17 protein-coding genes are annotated in these 20,128 nt (G+C 37.2%); all 17 read left to right on the forward strand.

Going from position 1 to position 20,128, the window contains the following annotated elements; genetic code table 11:
- The first annotated feature begins 54 nt into the window (after positions 1-54).
- Positions 55-5,355: a transglycosylase SLT domain-containing protein gene (locus ACETMN_RS21985; protein WP_411735136.1), complete on the forward strand. Its 5,301-nt coding sequence runs from the start codon at positions 55-57 to the stop codon at positions 5,353-5,355.
- Between the two features lie 48 nt (positions 5,356-5,403).
- Positions 5,404-8,907 (forward strand): phage tail protein, encoded by a 3,504-nt coding sequence (locus ACETMN_RS21990; RefSeq protein WP_411735137.1) that lies wholly within the window; start codon positions 5,404-5,406, stop codon positions 8,905-8,907.
- 90 nt (positions 8,908-8,997) lie between these two features.
- Positions 8,998-9,744, forward strand: coding sequence for a stalk domain-containing protein (locus tag ACETMN_RS21995; RefSeq protein ID WP_411735138.1), 747 nt, complete (start codon positions 8,998-9,000; stop codon positions 9,742-9,744).
- 64 nt (positions 9,745-9,808) lie between these two features.
- Positions 9,809-10,150 carry an SHOCT domain-containing protein gene (locus ACETMN_RS22000; RefSeq protein ID WP_411735139.1) on the forward strand — a complete coding sequence of 114 codons (342 nt, stop codon included), beginning with the start codon at positions 9,809-9,811 and terminating at the stop codon, positions 10,148-10,150.
- A gap of 167 nt (positions 10,151-10,317) precedes the next feature.
- Positions 10,318-10,434: a putative holin-like toxin gene (locus tag ACETMN_RS22005; RefSeq protein WP_336120830.1), complete on the forward strand. Its 117-nt coding sequence runs from the start codon at positions 10,318-10,320 to the stop codon at positions 10,432-10,434.
- A gap of 285 nt (positions 10,435-10,719) precedes the next feature.
- Positions 10,720-11,334 carry a phage tail domain-containing protein gene (locus ACETMN_RS22010; protein ID WP_411736432.1) on the forward strand — a complete coding sequence of 205 codons (615 nt, stop codon included), beginning with the start codon at positions 10,720-10,722 and terminating at the stop codon, positions 11,332-11,334.
- Between the two features lie 20 nt (positions 11,335-11,354).
- Complete coding sequence (locus ACETMN_RS22015) at positions 11,355-11,990, forward strand: hypothetical protein (protein ID WP_411735140.1); 636 nt, start codon at positions 11,355-11,357, stop codon at positions 11,988-11,990.
- 8 nt (positions 11,991-11,998) lie between these two features.
- On the forward strand, positions 11,999-12,637 hold the full coding sequence (locus tag ACETMN_RS22020) for a hypothetical protein (protein WP_411735141.1): 639 nt from the start codon (positions 11,999-12,001) through the stop codon (positions 12,635-12,637).
- 8 nt (positions 12,638-12,645) lie between these two features.
- The gene (locus ACETMN_RS22025) at positions 12,646-13,119 is read left to right on the forward strand and encodes a hypothetical protein (protein ID WP_411735142.1); all 474 of its coding nucleotides are present in this window, start codon (positions 12,646-12,648) and stop codon (positions 13,117-13,119) included.
- Between the two features lie 14 nt (positions 13,120-13,133).
- Positions 13,134-14,288 (forward strand): hypothetical protein, encoded by a 1,155-nt coding sequence (locus tag ACETMN_RS22030; protein ID WP_411735143.1) that lies wholly within the window; start codon positions 13,134-13,136, stop codon positions 14,286-14,288.
- A gap of 26 nt (positions 14,289-14,314) precedes the next feature.
- Positions 14,315-14,857: a hypothetical protein gene (locus tag ACETMN_RS22035; protein ID WP_411735144.1), complete on the forward strand. Its 543-nt coding sequence runs from the start codon at positions 14,315-14,317 to the stop codon at positions 14,855-14,857.
- Positions 14,858-14,933: 76 nt separating this feature from the next.
- Entirely contained in the window at positions 14,934-15,545 is a 612-nt protein-coding gene (locus ACETMN_RS22040) for a hypothetical protein (RefSeq protein ID WP_411735145.1), read from the forward strand.
- Positions 15,546-16,112, forward strand: coding sequence for a hypothetical protein (locus ACETMN_RS22045; RefSeq protein WP_091014552.1), 567 nt, complete (start codon positions 15,546-15,548; stop codon positions 16,110-16,112).
- Positions 16,113-16,125: 13 nt separating this feature from the next.
- On the forward strand, positions 16,126-16,386 hold the full coding sequence (locus tag ACETMN_RS22050) for a hypothetical protein (RefSeq protein ID WP_091014554.1): 261 nt from the start codon (positions 16,126-16,128) through the stop codon (positions 16,384-16,386).
- 31 nt (positions 16,387-16,417) lie between these two features.
- Positions 16,418-17,299 carry a LamG-like jellyroll fold domain-containing protein gene (locus ACETMN_RS22055; RefSeq protein WP_091014556.1) on the forward strand — a complete coding sequence of 294 codons (882 nt, stop codon included), beginning with the start codon at positions 16,418-16,420 and terminating at the stop codon, positions 17,297-17,299.
- A 58-nt stretch (positions 17,300-17,357) separates the two neighbouring features.
- The gene (locus tag ACETMN_RS22060; RefSeq protein WP_091014558.1) at positions 17,358-18,506 is read left to right on the forward strand and encodes a discoidin domain-containing protein; all 1,149 of its coding nucleotides are present in this window, start codon (positions 17,358-17,360) and stop codon (positions 18,504-18,506) included.
- A 50-nt stretch (positions 18,507-18,556) separates the two neighbouring features.
- Positions 18,557-20,128, forward strand: a complete 1,572-nt coding sequence (locus ACETMN_RS22065) for a hypothetical protein (RefSeq protein WP_091014559.1) — start codon at positions 18,557-18,559, stop codon at positions 20,126-20,128.

The following is a 20,128-nucleotide window of genomic DNA, read 5'->3' on the forward strand; positions in this document are numbered from 1 at the left end:
TTATGCCTGAAAGTAACAGATTTGCGTTACCAGCTCACCAGATTTCTCGCGTTGATGCAAAATTATAATATTTCTCTTTCCGCTACAGAAACAGCCCTTAACTCTCAAGGTTCGGCTACACGAGAGAATGAGAAATATATGGCATCGCTCGAAGCACGAATCCAGAAAATGAAAACTGCATGGGAAACTATGTCCCTCGCCTTTGGAGACGCAATAATCTCTGATTCAATTGTAACCCTTACCTCCCTCATAGCTTCCATGTTAAACGGTGTTGCTAAAGTAGTCGATGTAGTTGGTGCTCTCCCTGTCATCTTCGGGGTGGCAAGCGTTGCGCTTCTCGGTCTTCATCTTGGCTTCCGTATGCTTATCATCGAAATGACTAAAACTATCGCATCGATGTTTGGGCTTACTATTCAAACTGGTACAGCTTCAGCAGGTTTAAATAGATTTTCCTTGTCTACTATTGCATCTAAACTTTCGCTTATGGGTTTGTCTGGTGCAGCTAATATAGCTAAAGTTGCTCTTCGTGGACTCATGATTGCAACAGGAATCGGTGCTGCTTTTGCTGCATTAGGTTGGGCTATCGAAGGTATCGTTGGTCTCTTCTCTGATGCAACTCAAGCAACAGAGGACTTTACCGATAAAACGGAAGTGTTAAATCAGAAACAGTATGATTTAGCCAACCTTAAAAAGCTACAAGGTGAATATGATGAACTCACCAAAAAGACTACTCTCAACTTTGACGAGAAAACAAAATTAGCTCAAATTGAAAGTGAATTGTCTTCTAAATACGGTATCACTGTTCAGGGTATTGATGGTCAAACTAAGTCTATTCAAACTAACAACGAAGCTATTCAAGCTGCAATTGAACTGAAACAAGCAGAGATTAAAATTGAGCGAGATCGTGCAGAACTTGATTATGCTGCAAATGCACTAGATATTGAGAAGAACATCTCAAAGTATAAAGAGCAACTTGCTGTGCGAGAAGAAAGCAAACGAATTGCACAAGAAGAGTACGATCTGAGAGCTACAATTTTGAGTAACACTAGCACTTCTGATCCTTCGTATGACGCTAATACTCGTCACTATCAAAATGCTGCCAAGGCTCTACAAGTAGAAGAAGAGGCATATAATGAATCTTTAGTTAAACTTGAACAATATACAAATAAAAAAGGTCTAGCGTTAAAAGCTGCTGGACAAAACTATGTAGACGAACAAGAGCGAAATAACGTAAAAATTAATGGTCTTACGCGTCAGATGATTGATATTTATTCCGATGCTTCAGCAAAAAGTAAAATTCCATTAACCGAGCTTAAAAACGATATCTCAAAAGTTTTCGATGCTGCTCAAAATGGAAACATATCGACTACTGAGCAAGGTGTAAACATACTAGAGAGATTACCCGGTGTTGGTACTCTCGCTGCAAATGCAATTAACAGTCTTAGTGGTGCGATCTCCCAATTTAAATACCAGCCTGTAGTCGAAGGCGTTGAGAATACAGAAGATGCTGTAGATGGATTAGGGGATTCAGCTGATCAAACAGGACAAAAAGTCAGTGAGATGTCCAAAAAGCTTGATGAACTATCAGTATGGGCAACTAATTCAAAAGAAGAAGTTGAACTTTTAAATAAAGCTCAGTCTGAACTCGCGAAAAAGAACACTCTTTCTGCCGACACGATCAAGAAGATGAATGAAAAGTATGGAGACTTTATTAAGATCACTGGACTTAGTAAAGAGTCTATTTTGAAGTTCATAAAAGCAAAAAAAGAAGAGAAAACAGAATTTATCAATGCCGAAATTAAGAAAACTGAGGTTGCAATTAAAGCTTCAATATCTAGAATTGCTACCGTTGAGTTAGAAATGAGTGCCCGACAAAAACTCATTGATCAGATGAAAGAAGATTACTCGGATATCGCTGGTAAAGATCCATTGGAAGATATCAAGACTGAATCCAGAATGGGTGCTGTCCGATCTGCTGGTGGCAAGCAAGCTGACTTAACTTACGAAAAGGAAAAATTATCTGAGTTAATTGCAACACTGCAAACATGGAAGAGTATTGGCTCCGACACCACCGAAATGATTAAGAATGGTGATGAGGCTGTACAGGATGCTACTAAATCGAACGACAAGTCCAATGAGTCATATAGTGAAACCAATGAAGTTCTGACGGATCTACAGAAGAAACTTAAAAATGTAGAAAGTGCCATTAATTCTTTACATAATAAGCAAAAGAGTCTAGAACAAGGATCTTCCGCATATCGGAAATCGATAATGGCAGAAAACAAACTTTTGGAACAAAAAGCTAAATTACTTGAGGAAGGTATCGCTGATCCAAGTAAGCTTGTTTCCTACAAAGTTACTACAACTTCAAACACTTCTGGTGGTAATTACGCCGGAGAATACGATGATATAATCAATAAATACGCCTCTGAAAATGGTGTTGATCCAAGACTCGTAGCTGCCATTATTCAAACGGAGAGCACATTCAACCCTAACGCTAAATCGGATGCTGGAGCTATGGGCCTAATGCAACTTATGCCAAAAACCGCAAAAGGGTTGGGTGTTAAAAACGCATATGATCCTGAACAAAACATTGCGGGTGGTACAAAGCACATTGCAGATTTGCTTAAAAAGTATAATGGAAATGTTGAGTATGCTTTAGCTGCGTATAATGCAGGTTCTGGAAATGTGAACAAATGGATTAAAAATGGTCAGATGGGTAACATTCCGTTTTCGGAAACGAAGGCTTATGCTCCTAAAGTTTTAGCTAACTATAATTCAATCTCTGGCACAAATTCTTCCTCTAGTGGATCTGGATCGAAATTGGACACAATGCTCTCAAATGCTCTTGGTTTACAGGGGGATTTTACTTACAAGAAAATCAATGGCAAATTTGAAGGGACATTTGATCAATTTAAGAAACGTGCTCTATCTGACTGTTCTCAATTTGTACAGGAGATGTTCGATGAGTTTCTTGGTATAAACCTTCCCCGTACTGCCGCCGAACAATCGCAACAAGGTACTGCCGTAGCTAAGAAAGATCTCAAAAAAGGAGATCTAGTATTTTTTGAAACAGTTAAAGGGGAACAAGCTTCTCATGTTGGCGTATACACTGGAAACGGCAAATTCATTCAGATGGGTAATTCCGGCCTTAAGGAACAAGACTTAGATAGCAGTTATTGGGCGCCTAAGTATCGTAGTGCTAGACGTATTGATGGGGTTGGCGAATCAATTACTAGTTCAGTTAACACAAAAACATCGACTAAAGCTGCATCTGAAAGCGACAAAACTCAAGCAAAAGAAAATGCTAAAAATGATCTTGAGGAGATTCGCACTGAGCAAAGAGAGAACCAATTTAAATTAATTGATGATTGGGTGCTACAATACTCTAATGCCATTGAAAAAGTGCAGAATAAAATCGATAAATCTTCAAATAAACAGTCAATGTTCTATGTCAATTCTGAGGAATGGCGCAAAGAGGAACAATCACAAATTAGTTTAATTGGGCAACAACGTAAATTCAGAGAAGATGAAATTAAGAAAATTAATGAGTTGATGAAACAAAAGAAAATCACTTCTCAGGAGTATAATAAGCAAATTGCTGAAATAGAAAATCAGTTATTGGCTGATGAAGTGGAAATCTATGCTAAGCGTGAAAATGTTATTGAGTCGTTTATTGGAAGTTATAACGATAAGCTTGCCGATCAAGACCATAGCTTGTCTTTATCTGAATCGAATCTAAAAGGATTGACTGAGGGCTCAGTAGAATATAACAAAGAGTTACGAAGTCAGATTCCCTTCCTTGAAGAAAAGAACAGTATTGTTGTCAAAGAAATTGACTATATAAAGCACTTGTTGAGTAGTGGAAAACTCAATGCTGAACAAACAGTTAAATACACCAACCTGCTGAAAGAACTTAACCTTTCCCTTCTTAATACCAGTTCTGCAATGAAAGATGTTAATGATCGACTTAAAGATCTGAAAGAATCTGCTGCTGACAATATCATTGAAGAGTACAAAAAAGTTATCGAACAGCAACGTGACTTGGCACTCGAAGCTCTTGATCAAGAAATTAAAAAAGAGAATGAGCGTCACGGGGAACGCACCAAGAACATCGATGATGAACAAAAACAGTTTGAAAACTACATTAATAATCGAATCAAGGCATTGGATCGGGAGAATTCTGGAGTTGATTATACTGAAGAACTTCAGAAAAAAATGGATGAACGTCAAAAGATTATGAATAAGCTCAATGATATATCTGGCGACAAGTCGATGGATGCAAAGGCTAGACGTAAAGATTTAAATGATCAACTCACAGCCATCGATGAAGAGATTCGTAAGTTTGAACGTGATCGTGAACGCGAATTAGTTAAACAAGGGTTACAAGATCAGCTTGACGACCACAAGAATTACAACGATAAAGTTAAAGATGAAGAAGATAAACAACATCAAGATACTCTTGACAAGTTGGATGAAGAGAAGAAAAAGACTGAGCGTAAATACAAAGACATCTTAGAGGATCAGAAGTATTTCTATAATCTCAAACAAGGCTTGATGAGTAATGACGCTATCGTTGTAACTGCTACACTTGGTATTATTGGTGGCGAGTATGATAAGTTATTTGCCAACATGAAAACTCACATTTTTGAGACTTCCAAGGAAATGCAGAATCTTGTAGATCAATTTGAGTTGGGTAGAACCACTTTAGACAAGTTTAAATCTGGTGACTACTCCCCTACTGAACCGGGAAGTGGTGGTACAAATAGTGGGAGTGGATCAACTGGTCAAACAGGAGCTATTAAAGGTACAACTGCTGCACGAGTTGCATGGACTGAGTATTTGAGTAACAAACAGTCTGCTGAGTCGATTAAGGCTGAAATGTCTAAACTTGATAAGGCTTCTTCGCAGTACAAGAATCTTACTCAACAGTTTGATTCACTTAAAGCTAAGAATGACCAATTACGGTCTGTGTATAGTTTTCCTGATGGAAGTTTTAAAGATTTAGTAAATCAAAAAATATTCAGCGCTGAGACTGGTGGCATGACTCCTGCTGGCATAGGAAAAGAGGGCAAATTCCTATTGGCGCACGAGAAGGAATTGATACTTAATAAATCTGATACCTCCAACCTCTTAAAAATCGTGGACGTTGTTCGCGGAATTACAGATAAGATTAAAAATGGATTAGATTTTACTGGTCTGTTCTCGAAGTCAGTACCCACTCCTTCAACCAACGACAATCGCATTCAGATTGATAAGGTTGAAATACATGCTAAAGATACAGATACTGGTTCAAGTTTATTGAGTAAATTTGAAAATGCTTTAAACAACAAATTAAAAACAAGAATGATTTAAGGAGAGGGTTGATCCCCTCTTCTTTTTATTTATCAGAAAGGAAAGTGTATGTTAGGAGAAATTGACCACAATAGGAAACCTATTCAACCACAATACTTTCTGGCTAAACCAAATCGTGAGATTATCAGTAAATTAAGCGAAATCTTCAATGATGGCATAGATGTTAAATTGAATGATGTGAGCGAATTATCATTTTCTCTCCCCTACTTTATTGATAAGCATCACAAGTTGAAGCCTAATAAGAATGTGGAGTTAATCAAAGAACGATACTTAATCAAAGTTGTTACTGGGATTAAAATTGAGTGGTTTATCGTAAATGATATTAGTGATAATCTCGATGATTCGGATGTAATGGATATTAAATGTTTTTCTTTGACTCGTGAATTAGCAGACAAATTGATAAAAAGCTATGAAGTTGAGTCTTACGGAGCAGATAAAGTAATTGAAGATATGCTTCGGTTAGGCAACACTATCTGGAATATTGATTATATTGATGCCGATTTCAAATTAAGTAAGAGGTCATTTGAATTCCCTTCCTCTACCGTCCTCGAAGCTATATACTCCATTGCTGAAGTATACAATGCCATAGTTACACTCGACACAGACGAACGTACATTGAGTATGACTAAGCCCGAGCTAACTGGAATCAACATGGGATTCACTGTTTCGCATGGCAAACTAATGAAAAGTATGAGTCGAAATCGGAGCTCAGAGGAAATGGTTACACGTCTCTCCGCTTCTGGTAAAGATGGATTAGGTATTCAAAAAGTTAATCCAACTGGGCAAAACTATATTGAAAACTATGGATACTTCATTTATCCATTTGAACGAGATGCCAATAAAACAGTGATTTCATCAAGTCATTGGATGTCGGATTCACTGTGTCATGCGCTGTTGGATTACGAGGCATTAGTTGAAAGTAAGACTGGATTGTTTAAGCAATATCTTGAGGAATTAGAAGGATATGAGACACAGTTAAACCAACTTAAAATTGATCTCAATAAGTTACAACAAGACGAGAAAGTTGTACAAGAAGTAACATTGGCTCAACAATTTGGAGATAAGATGTTCTTTGAGAAGTATAGTCATAGTGGAAGCACATCGAGAACATTCAAATTGAACAAAGGATATAACTATGCAGCTATGATTAAAGTTGATTCCTCTTCTGGTGTGACTGTTGCGTTGAATGGATCTGTTAAACCTGTTACTTCAGGTAGATGGGTTATGTTGGGTAAGTTGAACAATTTAGAAACAACAACAATTACTGTTAATGGATCATCTACTGGCGTGTTCATGCAGGTTGCAACGATTAGTATTGAAGAGTATCAGATGGCTGGTAATGATGCAGCTATTGTGGAGAGATACAGCTTAGACAATAAAGAGAATCAAATTAATCTAAAGCAAATTGAAGTAAACAATAAGTTAAATCAGATAACGAATGTGCAGACTAGGATTAGTGGATTGCATACGCTATTGGATTCGGAGAACAACTTTACCAGTGAACAATTACAAGAGCTGAACTATTATGTGATTGAACGTGAATTTGCAGATGACGTATACATAGATGAGCAAGATTTATACGATGCGGCAATGGAAAAGTTCAAGGAGTTGCAAGTTCCTCAATTAGCGGTAGAGATTGATATTGTAAATTTTCTGGAGATTATTGAGGAGCAGCGTAATTGGAAAAAGTTAAACCTTGGTGATTTCGTTAATGTTAAATATGAACCATTGGGGATTGAGTTAACAGCAAGAATAAGTGAGATTAGCTATGACTTTGGTGGATCGAGTATTAAGTTAACGTTGAGCAATGCTAAGAATGTTAACGATGAGAGTACGAGATTAGAGAAATTTTTGAAGGATACGAAGAATACTAGTGTAATTGTTGATACGAGTAAGACTAAGTGGGGTCAGGCTGTAGTTGACTCTTCTGAGATGAGTCGATTGTTCGATAATGTGTGGAATAGGATTACCAATAGTATCAATATGAGTATCAATAATACGGTAGATATTAACAATTTAGGCATCACAATCAGTGATGTGGACGATCCTCTTAGATTCCTTCGTCTGACCCACGGTCAAATAGGTCTCACGAGATCAGGAGGCCTCCGTTTCGAAACAGCGATCGACGCTAATGGGGTCATTGCTGAGATGGTCTACGGGAAAGTCATACTTGGACAGCGCGTGGTCATCGGTGATACGACAGGTGTATTTACAATTGAAGGTTCCAAGTTAATGATTGATGATCGATGTGGTCGACCTGTTGTGAGACTTGGTTTATTATCTGAAGCTCCCGATAAATTTGGATTTACACTGAATCGTTATGCATCAACCAACTGTAATGATCTCAACATTGTTAATAGGGTTAATGTAACTGCTGACGATGGATTCTCCATTGAGCGAAAAAACGGTACAATATTTGATAAGACCTTCTATACCTCAACAGATGGCGATTTATATATGAAAGGAAACTTTCAAGCTGGTGAGGGTGAGAGAATATTTAAAGTGACTCATACAGGATTTCAGCTAGGAGGATCTGTATGGGAAACAGCGCCACTGCACGCAGATATGTTCGGGAATGTATGGATGAATAAGCTCTTCGCTGATTCGGCTGAAATCAAAAACTCACTCTTTAAGGATGGGACAATTGAAGGATCATCGTTAACCTTGCGTGATGGCGAGGGCATTTTTAAGATTTTTCCAAAGATCGGAATGTGGGCTGGAAGTGAGAATTTCGATGATGCCGTATTTTCCGTCGATCTCTTCGGAAACCTCAAAGCACATAAAGCTAAATTTTATGGTAAAGCTGGAGAACTATTAATTGATACCGATGCGGGAGTTATAGATCTTGACCATTTTGACATGATTAATGTTGGTAAACTTATGGCTGAAATGCTAGAAGTCAATACAATCCTTGCAGACGATGGCTATATTAACAATTTAACTGTAAACCGATTAAAGACCATCGGTAAAGATGCTAATGTTGGTCAGTACATCGACTACATTGATATTCAAGATAACTTTCAGCGTTATGTAACAGCACAAGTATCCGCAAAGGAACAAGCGAAAGATTCTCGTGGTCGACTTTTATTTTGGCAAGATAGTGAAAAGCGCATACTAACCACAGAAAGCACAGGAATAATTGCATACTCCTACACTTTGCCAGAATCAAGTATGAAGGTAAAACGTGAAACAACATTCTTAGGGTCTGGAGATGCTGCTCAGCCAGTAGAGAAAATTGGCACAGGTGATGGTGGCCCAGATGATCGAGCCAAGATGGTCAATACCAAATACAATGGCGGTTACAAACAGGAGTACAAGGCTTCAAATACAGCTAGATTAAGAAGTGTAGACCTCGCAGATGATGGAATACTTATTAAAAGTGATGGTGGTGATATTAATATCACAATGGACTCCTTCAATGTACTTGCTAAGAAGTCGGTCAAGATAGGTATCGAATCTGGCTCATTCATTGAAATAGCTCAAAACGGTGACATCAACATCAACTCCACAAGAAATGTAAAAATTAATGGTACTCGTATTGATTTGAACTAAACTTTTCCAAAAATAATACCGATATATATAGTATAATTTATCTAGATAAGCAGGATAAATTTACTATATAAATTCGGAGGTACATAACTTATGAAGAAGATATTAACTAAGCTACCAACTTTCATGCTTGGTGCAATTGTTGGTATTGCAGTAACTGCTGGTTCTGCCGTAGGAGCTGCTACTTATTTTAAAGCCACTCAAAGTAATGTTAAGGTTGTTGTAGATGGAACTCAAGCTACATTATCTGTAAGTCCAATGAACATTGGAGGAAAGCTTTATCTTCCAGTACGAGATACGGCAAATGCCATGGGCTATTCTGTTGAGTCTGTTACCAACTCTCAGGTTTCATTAAAAGAGTCATCAAGTAGCTCCAATACAACTCCATCAACATCTAACAGTTCAACTACTACTGCTCCAAGCAATTCTACAAACGCAAATACTACAGCAAGTAAAAAGGTGAAAAATTTGAAAGAGACTTACTCAACTGATGACAAATTAGATGCTGAGAAGATTCGCACAGCATTAAATAGCGGAACTCTTGGGGTTAATGACCAAGATAGCTCAACTTCAAAGACACTACTAATGCTAGCTATTGAAGAGAATAATTATGAAGCTTACAAAGCAATTAAACGCAATGCACTTGACCCCAACATTCGAGATTCGCAGGGTATGACTGCTCTACACATAGTAGCTAAAAATGAGGATAGATTCTATTTCGGTGAACTTAAAATTCTTAAAGCTGACCCAGATATCAAAAACAATGATGGTAAAAAGCCCATAGATCTCACTAAAGAAGGTTCCGCTATGTATGACCTGCTGAAAATCTACATGTTCTAATACTGTAGACCCACTCCTTTTGGCATGATATAATCATTCCATAATTAGGAAGTGAGGTCTACATATGCTATACAAAAAGAATTTCTATTTAATTTTTGCCCTTGCTCTAGTTCTTCTGGGATTTGCTTCAGTTCCTTCGTTGACTAGACATCACCCTGCTCCAAACATTTTAATTGTCTCTTCTCTGCTGTTCTTTGGGTTATACGCATACGAAGCTATGAAAACAACTGCTGCTAAAGCAAAAAATGAAGAAGCAGATTTCCACACTAGAATGCTTACGAATGAGCTCAACAAACTTCAAACTCTACTTGATAACAACATGATCACTCAAGAAGAATTTGAAGTAAAAAGAGACAGTCTTAAGGTGCAGTATGCCAATCAAGTTAATACTTATATGAATTTTTAAGCACTCATTAGATTGAGTGCTTTTTATATTCCAATGAAAGCATACTTTTACCTAGTATAAGTTCCTGTGATAATATCCACTAGTAAAAATGTATGGTATAATATCCCTTATCAACAGAATGGCTTGATTGGGCGGTCGGCTAGTCTCCTGTAAAGGAGGTGATGCCTGTGGAGATGAAAGATGTGCTGACGTTGATGATCAGTTTTGCGGGGTTCATAGTAACCTTGATTGGACTGATTGTAACTATCGTCATTGCATTGAATAATCAAAACAAAAGGAAATAGGCCGCCCTCGGTAAGGTAGCGACCCATTTCAATTACCTGTCCACAGCCACCGCCCTTGAAAGCGGCTGTTGTAAAGAGTTAGGATGTTAGCGCATCCTGCTCTTTTTATTATACCCAGTAATACTTTATTCAGTACTTGCTACAAACAATATATCACAGTGGCTATTTAATTTCCACAATATTGAATATAGAAATATAAATGAAATACCGATTTTACATAGAAATTAGCGTCATAAAAGCCTTATAAATAGGGCTTTTTTTATTTGTCCAAATTTTATATTGGAGGTGATTTGGATTACAATACGTGACTCCCTCTACTTTTCTTTTGCTGGTATCAAATCTGTTGACTATGGCATTTTAAATGTTAATTTAAACAGTGGGATGCAAGAAGAGATATTTTTCCCTTCTAGGGAGATTATTGAGGAAAAAGTTAAAGGAAACGATAAGCCATATTTTATGAGGACTGAAACTGAGCCACTAAAGTTTTCGGTCTCTTTTGCATTTGAAGAAACTTGGAACACAGCTAAAATTCGAGAAGTTGCCCAATGGCTGACCCAGCACGAATACTATCAAGAATTGTACTTTGTTAATGAGGATGGATTAGGAGCTGAGCGTATTTTCTATGCCATGGTTGTTGATGATTCCACTTTGGTTCATAACTGTCTCAAGCAAGGATATATCAACTTAACTTTTCGTTGTGACTCCCCTTATTCCTACTCTCCCATCATGACATCTCGTACATACCAGTGGAATTACACTCCAATGGAGATCAAGAAGAATACATACTCAACTGGAACACATCAATCAACAATAACGAATTCGCAAGGAAATTTAATGCCTAATCCAGCAAGACCAAAATGGTCTGACTTTGGCGTAGGTACTAAATGGTCAGATATTTAAAGAAAGGAGAATCAAATGTAATGTCTACTGAATCAAATAAACTTAAGCTCAAGATACCCTCCTTTACAGACGAAATAGAAAAAACTATCAGAGAACTTGGCGATAATTTTAATTTACTTGATCTCATATCGGATGACTATGTATCTGCTACCCCAATAAGTGGGGACTATCTAAGAACTAAGCGTTTATATAATACTGCACCTGTATATGATGGATACATTGGTTGGATAAATGTACGCACAGGCAAAGCGGCTCCATTTTGGCAAATGCTTAAGAGTTATACTGTTGGTGATTATATTGTCCCTAGAGTTGATAATGGTCATGCTTACATTTGTGTTCAATCGGGCACATCTGGCTTCACAGAACCCATCTTCCCTGTTTCCACTGATGCTCAATTCAATGATACTCGATTGGCGAGTACATGGGCAGCAAATACACAATACAGGCGAAATGATATCGTATTGCCTACTATCGATAATGGTGGGTTTTATATAAACATTCAAGCAGGAGAGTCAGGTAATACAGAACCACCTTGGCAAACTGTTGATGGAACTACCACTTACGACAAGAATGCTTCTTGGGCCACCTACCGAATAACAAGGTGGAAAGAAGCTGGTAGTGCAGCACTATTTTATCCCTTTGGTAAGATTGGTTAGGTGATGATATGACTACATGGCAATCAATTATCAATCTTAAAGGAAATTACACTTCTGAACCTATACCAATTCCAATTAGCGCCGATGGTGTGTTGAGTAAAGTGTCATGGGAATCAGTTGAGCCAATTGGATCTAAAATTGTTGTTCAAACTCGATTCACACGAGACAACGTTAACTGGTCAGAGTGGCAGAATTGTATCAATGGTGCTCATATCCCAGATGTTGTTGAGGATGTGGGATTCTATAATGTTAGTATAATGTTCCGTGTTTTGTTCATGAGAAATACTTACAATGAAATACCTGAGTTTAGGGGCACAACTTTTTATTTCGAACCAATCCTCTTATTTGATAATAAGGGAGATAAAAATTGCTCCCCTGAGATTTGGATAACCAAACAAGGTAACGGTGACTTCAGTATCATCAACACTTCTCACAACAATGAAGAGTTTAAGTTTAAAAGTCTCATTCATGGTGAAACAGTGTTTGTTGACAATGAAAATCAGGACATTGAAACATCTTTAGCGGTCACGTATCGATACAAAGATTTCAATAACAACTATCTCTCCTTCCCCACAGGAAAAAATATACTAAGGGTAACTGGTGATGCGGATATCAAGTTTAGATATCAATTTACACTATTACAATAGGAGGATATATGGCTGGTGTAGCATATAAAGGATCAACTATTCAAGAATCAATCAAAAGTGGACACGTCTCATATGTTGAGAGGTATCCAAGTGGATCAGAATGTTCATCATGGGATCAATTCGGCAACTGTACAGGATATAGTCCTGTTTATAGTACGGTTACTCACACTACTGACGCAAAAATTACAGGCTCAGTCAATTCTAGCTCGACTGTTTATGTTAATGGGCAACCAATTGTCTCTATATCATCTCCCACACAAGAACAATGGGTAGCAGATCCATCACCTTCCCCTAAATTGGGTGGATCAATTATTTCAATCAGCCCCGGCACATCAGGATCAGGTTCGGGTCAAGTTTCAACAGGTAGTTCTACAGTTTTTGTTGGCGGTAAAGCAGTATCAAGTATCACTAAAAACGTGACAACGCATCTCAGCACGACAACACCAATTACCTCTGGCAGCACCAATGTATTCGTCAATTAAAAGGAGGTGAACAATTGCCAGATTTAAGTACATATTTACAATATAATGACCCCTTAACAATTATCTCTCGGAGCGGAACACCACAAGATCCCTTCATTGATCGAGCCGACTCGCTGCCTGTCATTAATGGAATTATAACTCTCCTTGAACTGCCCTCTCCTACTGACAAAGTTAACATCGCTGGATTTATAGAAATTGATCAAGAGGTATTCGAGAATAGGCCAGTGTTGAATGAGCATGAATTTCTCGTCCACTACGGCATGGGAGTTATTCAATTTCACCCTTCTCAAGAAGGAACTGTACATCTTTGTAGGTACAAAGGCAGAGGATTAATTATGTACCCCGCTTCTCGTATCTATGCCATGGTGACGCGTAATCCAGATGTGGTGGTTACATTGCAGGATTACATTGATCAAATCCAAGCTAAGATTAATGAGAATCAGATTGCACTAGGTAAAATTGAGGATGCCATTAAGGAGTCACAAGCTCAGACAGATTTATCAAGAGTTGCAACAGACAAAGCGAATCAAGCTGCTGATAATGCAACAATAGCTGCGAATAAAGCTAAAGATGCATATGAAACAACTCGTCTCGTATTCAAAGAGCCTGTTGCAGATATTGTTGAACTGAGATTGATGTATCCATTACCTGAGATTGGATGGACAGTACAGACATATAAGGATGGTAAACGATATCGATTTGATGGTAACCACTGGATTGAGATCGATGTATTCGGTCAGAATCTGCAAGTTGTTAATGATTTCAAAGATGGACTGATGAGTATTGAGGAGCATAAGAAACTCAAAGATATGCCATTAGAATTGCAAGATAGGGTAATTGTCTTATGTAAGGACTCATACGTTTTTCAGGAACCAATAGGTGTATTAGCTCCCTTCCCTTTCACTGGTGAGATTGTGAAAGTGGAGGCTATTTGTGCTTTCGCTGGGGAAACGGAATCTGAAATCACAATAGAAAGAACCAGAGATTTCAACACTTGGCTAAATGTACTTGATAGGAATATTAAGTTTAATCCTAACGATAGGAAAGATGATAAGTTGGTTTCGATTAGACATAATCAAGTATTGGCAGGAGATATATTTAGAGCGAATGTAATAAAGGCAGGACTAAATATTCAGAGTATAACTATTCAAGTAACAGTAAGAACATAATTTAAATACTAAGGAGTTTTATACATATGGTGCAACCAATCGTCTCATGGCGTAATGCGACTCATACAGCGGCAATTACAGAACCATTCAATTACGGAACAGTTGACGCAGATGACAAATCCCCAATTTTTATTTTTAACGTATGGAATAACTATAACGGTACAGATGATGTGGCAAAAATGGAAGATTGCACAATCACAACTCGTGACATGAGTGGTGGTACTGGTGAAACAGAAGGAAATATCGTCGAACTTGTTAAAAATAACTGGTTTCATGTACAGGTAGATTCGCTAGGCGAAACTGATTTGGATGAGGAGAGTTCTCGGGTGGGTAAAGACTTTTCAAAACCAATTGGTACTACAGGTTCAACTACTAAAGACCATTCAGGGGCAACCTATACAACACCACAGAAGCCGGGAGTTAAAGAGATTTTAGGGGTAAACAACAACGGTAACCCTGTTGATGCAGCAGGTAACTATGTAACATTGTCTATTCAATGTGAAGTACCTTTGGACGCTTCTTCAGGGAGGCAAAATTTCAAGAAGCGTATCTCATATCGCTACGTCTAATTATTTACATATTAACATTATACATTCAGGACAGGGAAAATTCTCTGTCCTTTTTTAATTTAAAGGGGGTTTAATTTTGATCCTAGGAAATAAACAATTTAATCGTTCTCCTGTTACACAAGCATACGTTTGGGTTGCGGATTATTATGACGATACTGATCTATGTGAATTCGATTTACTAACTAAGAAATCAAATAACTTTTATAGTATAGACAAAAATAAATTAGTCAGCTTTGGAATCGTTGGTCAAGGTTCACAGCTCTATTACAATGTTGCCAATGGTGTATTCCACGTGAATCAGGATCGGTTTTCAATCTCTTATGTTGTCGGAGATGATGAGTATCCGTTAACGGGTAGGGCGTTCCTCTATAATGACATCATCCAGTATAAAAATGGATCGTCAGATGCAAATCTTAATTCAAGAAATATGGAAGGCAAATTCAAAAATAATATTGATTGCTTTAATTTTGGATATAAGAAATCAATGAGTTTAAATGGTGTAAATATAAACTATCAATCCATCCTCTCTCTCCCCAATAAACAAATCCCCTTCCTTCAAATTAAAATTACATCAGATCAGGATTTAATTGGGCAATTGGTAGTGCGGAAAAATGGAATAATGATTGATAAATTTGACGCACCACTCAAAGCAAATCATTCGGGTAATATCAATTGGGAGTTGAGATAAGTGTCAACAAAAGAAATTGGGCTCCCCATAGACTTAACGTTTGGCGTACACAATGGAACAGAATTAAAAGATGGAAAACTACAACTTAAAGAGGTGGCTATTGATTCTACAGGGAAATCTGTCTACTCTTCAAAGGGCACATGGGAATCTGCTGTGATTGCAATTGGCGATAAAGTAACTGCCTTTCAACGAGTAGTCAAAACTATGGTGGATGCTGGTTCAAATGTGGATTACAAAATATACACAAAGTCATCCACCAATAATATTGACTGGTCTGACTATGTTGAGATTACATATGTAGATGGGAAAATAAATAGTCCAGTTGGATTGTATGCAAGAATTAAGATTGAACTATCTTCCACCCCGGTTCCTGCGTTGCTCACTGTAGATGAGTTTACAGATGGTAAATACAATACAAACTATGTCTCATCATCTGATGGAACGTTGAGGTTGAAACGCAATATATCACTCTCACCTACTGTATCAACACACGAAGATGGATTTCTTTATCGCACAAAGTTTGAGCGTAACAAATTAAGCAAGATTAACGGAATAACGTTTCAATAAATGAGGTGACAATTTGGCTAATTATTCTCTAATTCAAGATTCCGCTAATTATAAAACTTTCAAAAATTATGCTTGGATTAATGTATCAACAACATTGCCTCTTAAAAGTGTATTTATTTCAGATGGAATAGTTGATCTCAGTGTGTTTAATCGTAACAGTAAAGTTATTGTGCAGCCTATGACTAGTAATGTGACGCTTGGTTCAGGCATTGTTTTTAAATCAACAGTAAATTTAAATAAATACATGGAGATTACTAATTTGTCTGTAAAATAATGACTTCATTTAGGAAGGAGATGACACTGTAGTGATTTATAATCCAATCTATACGCAATACTTAATGAATTTATGTGGTGTTTCTTGGTTTAAAATGGATGAGGAATCTGGAAATCTAATAGATAGTAAAGGCTCTAACATTGGAACAAACAATGGTACAACTGTTGTTACTGGCGTTCATCGAAACGCTAGAAGTTTTAATGGAGTAAATAGTTATGTACAATTTAATGCACCAGTTATTCCACACGGGGAAAAAAGTGTACGATTCAAGTTTAAGTATGATGAAATACCTTCCACGAATGTGGCTATCATTGACTGTGGTGGAACCTCTGCACAACGCGGTTTCTTATTTGCAACTACACCGAGCGGCATCGCATTTCAAATGTCAAGAGGTACGTCAGGCACATTCAATTTTGTGTGGACTGGCGGTCACTACAATAATGGTCTATTTCATGATTTTTTATTTACTTATGATGGCACACTAGCTGGCAACTCCATACAAATATATATTGACAGATCGCTTGTATACGAAGGAAAGCCTTTAAGTTTAGAAACAACAGCGTACTCAAATAATCTTACACTTGGTAGATTTGCATCCGTTGCATCTGGTTATGGAAAAGGTGTACTTGACGAACTGGAGATTTACAGCGAAGTAATCAAACCAACTCTAAGTAAATTCTTACTTTCATCAGATGACAAATATTCAATCAAAGATTCTACAGTATTTAAAATGGAGACAGATAGCGAAAAGAACTTCCTTAATTACGGAGCAGATTTGATTTCCAATTTTAACGGATATGTAACCAAGCAAAAAGATATAAAAAGTACAAATGTAATATTGGGCATAGGCAAAACCTTCGAGCACACAATCGACATGTCAAAACGCCGAGTTGATAAAATTATCCTTGGCTAAATTTATGAAGAACGCACCATACAGATGTGTTCTTTTTGTTTTGAAAGGAGTTCTTTTAATGGCAATTATAGGGCAATCGCTGACCGCCCCAGAAAGCGGTTGGAGACGTTACGATGGTCAGAATAACTTAATTAAATTTAATGGGAACTGGTTAACTACAACCAATACATCATATTACAACGGAACAAATATATACAGTTCTGATGCGAATGCAAAATTATTTTTTAATTTTTCAGGAACAAGGATAAGAATAATTGGCTATCGTGACCCAGCGCGCGGCATTGCTAAGATTAAGATAGACGGTATAGAACAAACATACACTCAAAATGGAAGTCCGCAATTTCAAACGCTTGTTTATGAAAAAACAAATTTAGCAAGCCGTGAACACTATGTCGAGATAAGTTGGGGATCATCATCTATTGATCTAGATGCGTTAGATATAGATTTTTCTGGGGAGTTGAAAATATATAACCCTTATTCAAGTAGATTCTTGATTTCATCGGAAGATAAGTATTTCAGTTTACCTTATGATGTTACTGATATAATTCCACAAATGACTAGCGACATTTTGCCAAGTGGGGTTGCAACTTGTAGTAGTACATTTAGTACCAGTGGTGCTTACAATGCTTTTAATGCTTTTGATAAAAATATAGTCCAAAGTGGCAATTTCAATAGCTGGGTTACCGCATCAGGGCAATTGACCGGATGGTTGGCTTATGAGTTCCCTGACACAACAGTAGTAAATAAATATACTATTGTTCATGGACTCAATAATGTGAATGTTGCTCCGAAATCGTGGACATTTGAAGGGACAAATGACAATGGTTTAAATTGGACAGTACTAGACCAAAGAAGCAATGTTACTGATTGGATATTATGGACAGAAAAAGAGTTTGAATTTGTTAATGTAAAAAAGTTCAAAAAATACAGAATAAACATCACTGCAAACAATGGAAATGCATCTTATGTGGGCATACAGGAATTGAAGATGTATGATACAAATAGAACTCTCCTGTTTTGTTCTTCGTATTCTGAAGGAATTTTTATTAAATATGGAATACAAAAAAATGAGACAATTGAGACTTATAAGCAGATGTCTAAGAGGTCATATTTGACGACCTCGTCAACCCAATTAGGTTCAGGCAAAGTGTTTAAGCAAAAAATAGATACATCTAAAACACCAATCAAGAAAGCATCAATAACTTAAGCATGTGAAATGATTGTTTATTTAATTTAGATTTAGAAAGGAGGAAAATAATGGCTATCCAAAAGCTACTTGTGTTCAGTGGTGGCTCATATTATAGCTACACTTCAGGAGTATGGACAGATCGAGGTTTAAATGTAAGTGAAGCTGACTACCTTAATTATGGGACTTCTACCGCTTCCTTGATCCCAGAATCTGCTTGGTCACAACTTGCTGGTGAGTTAGAACTATGTTGCTACACAGACGATCCAACGAAAGTTGAAGCTTCCTTTAACATCGAAACCGAACCTTTTATTCTAGCAGCAGAATGGGAAGCTAAAGAGATCAAAATTATCGAATATGCCGATGACCCGAATCAAACTGAATCTATAATCACAATTGAAACCGAACCTTTTACCCTCTACGAGGAGTTGGGTGACGGTGTAGATGTTCTATATTATACAGACGATCCCTCCAAAACGTCAGCCGAATTAAATATTACCACCAACCACTCTCCATTGGATGAACTTGAGGGAGATTTTGATGTGGTCACATGGAGTGATAATAATAATCCGAAAGTTGCATCTAGCTCGTCCATCTCCTCTCCGCAATCCGTTATCCAGACAGATGATTTTAATATTCATGGAGATCTACTTTCGATTGTAGATAAACTCAACTCAACAAATGGAAAATTAAGATATGCCGTATCGTTTAATGAAGGCGACACTTGGGAAGTGTGTAGTTTTGGTAAGTGGAGCACAATTGATGTTTCAAGTTTGACTATTTTTAAGAAAAATGGGATGAGTCATTATGATATTTCTTTAATTAATTCGACTAACTTGAAGAATAAAGGTAATAAAATTCGATTTGCTTACTACATAGAGGATAACATACATAGTTCAGATCCCGGTATTGCGATTGATAATATGAAACTAAGCGTCACCTCAGCCATGGAGACAATTAAAATGGACGATGTTGCTTTTTATGTACTTAACACAAACGCAACAATACAACTCTCATTATCTGGCAGCAAACTAACAGGCACATTAGATGACACTGATAAAGGTAAAGTTCAGTATCGTATTCTTTTAAACGACAAAGCGTATTATCCTTCTGATGGCAGTTTTACTAGATTAGCCCCCTCTCCACAAGATATAGATATTAATATCTCTGATCGTGATGTTATTATTAATCAACCTAACATCCTCAAAGTGGAGTTTCAAGATTACTGGGGGGAAACAGATTACTGGGAGACCACATTTGTAGGCACATACTCGGGATTAATGTTTATGGATGAAACTGGAGAGTACTTGTCGGATACGTTTGGGGATATATTAAAACAATTAGACTTTGATATTATCATAGCTGGACAAACTACCCTCACGAAAAAAATAAAACTTAAGAATCAATTGGGGTATCCAATCAACAATATATTTCTAGAAATGGATGAGCGTCATTCTAAAGAAGATGTATTTGTTCAATTATCAAGGCAAGATAATCCATTCTTAGCCACAGACTATTTGACTTATGGATTAATGCAGCCCGATGATGAGATTGATTTCTACATAAGGATTGCTACCAATATAACTGCCAAGCCAAATCCCAATGGTACATTTGATTTAAAAGTCAAAGCAGATCGTGTTTAA

The sequence above is a fragment of the Paenibacillus sp. M2 genome (assembly GCF_046713495.1).
GTDB lineage: Bacteria > Bacillota > Bacilli > Paenibacillales > Paenibacillaceae > Paenibacillus > Paenibacillus amylolyticus_B.